The sequence below is a fragment of the Gammaproteobacteria bacterium genome, from assembly GCA_003696665.1.
Lineage (GTDB): Bacteria > Pseudomonadota > Gammaproteobacteria > Enterobacterales.
Map to the genome: position 1 here is coordinate 1 of RFGJ01000058.1, position 1,005 is coordinate 1,005.

At 49.7% G+C, this 1,005-nt stretch carries 2 protein-coding genes; one reads left to right on the forward strand and one right to left on the reverse strand.

Going from position 1 to position 1,005, the window contains the following annotated elements:
• Positions 1-248, forward strand: a 248-nt coding sequence (locus D6694_01840) for a hypothetical protein (protein ID RMH47515.1), incomplete at its 5' end; no start/stop codon positions are given.
• Positions 249-650: 402 nt separating this feature from the next.
• On the opposite strand, the gene D6694_01845 is transcribed toward D6694_01840, so the two are convergent.
• Positions 651-992 (reverse strand): hypothetical protein, encoded by a 342-nt coding sequence (locus D6694_01845; protein RMH47516.1) that lies wholly within the window; start codon positions 990-992, stop codon positions 651-653.
• Positions 993-1,005: the final 13 nt, after the last annotated feature.

Consider the following 1,005-nt stretch of genomic DNA (forward strand, 5'->3'; position numbering starts at 1 on the left):
CTGCGAAAACGGTCGTACCGTCGGCCAGGTGGGTGAATTGCGAGGGAATGGAGGAGAGTGGTCCCGGTGCAATGTCAGCAAGCAAGCTCGGCTGGGCCAAGGCGTTGGAAAAGCCAATCAACAAACTTGTCATCAGACAGGTGAAACGGGCAGTGAGCCAGGTGGGGGCTTTCTTTTCCATAACCGGCTATTTTGGTCAGCAATGCTTTTTGCCCAAAGCGCCAAAAGGCCAAGGGCGAGGCAGGTAATTGCGTCAGGCAGGGGCAGGAAGGATTTATGATCGATTGCACCGGACGTCGGCGCCTCATTTCTGGTCCTCGCTCACGATTTCGTTGAAGCACCGCCGGGAGATGCTGGCTCGGAGCGCACCTCCAATCTCTTAGGAAAGGCAGGCGGGCAACTTTGGTGATAGTTCCCTTGAGTTGATATATCGCAAAATTAGCGATGTAATTCCGTATGTGCAAGAGGAGATCGGTTGAGCGTTGGTCTCGCGCAACGCCGCAACGCCGCTACGGTACGCCACGCTTCTCTCATCACTCACTCCTCTCTCCCTCTCTCTGTCACTCCGTCTTTCCTTCTCAAGGGTTGAGCGTTTTAGTTTAAAGTTTAAAGTTTAGTGTTTAAATCAGATTTAAAATTTGTTATAAATTTTATTTGAGCATCCATTGTCTATTGGCCATCGACTTTTTACAGTAGACTCTTCTTTCAAAACCGCAGCTTTCAGGCGCAGCATGACGCAGCCAAACCGCAGCTTTTTCAGTGCCCTTTGAATGATGTGCCAACTGTTTGTAAATCAATTTCATAATCAAAGTCGAATCCTTGATTCTTCGCTTCTTCAAATCCTCTATGCAAATGCCCGGAACTACCCATTCGCCCCTCGATACCGATTTTTCCCCGTACCACTTCGTATTGGGTTCATGGCACCAATGCCTCCCGCATTTGGCATTCAGCCAGAGTTGATTAAATTTGGTGCATCCTGCCCATGAACCCATCGTCCCCACGAGA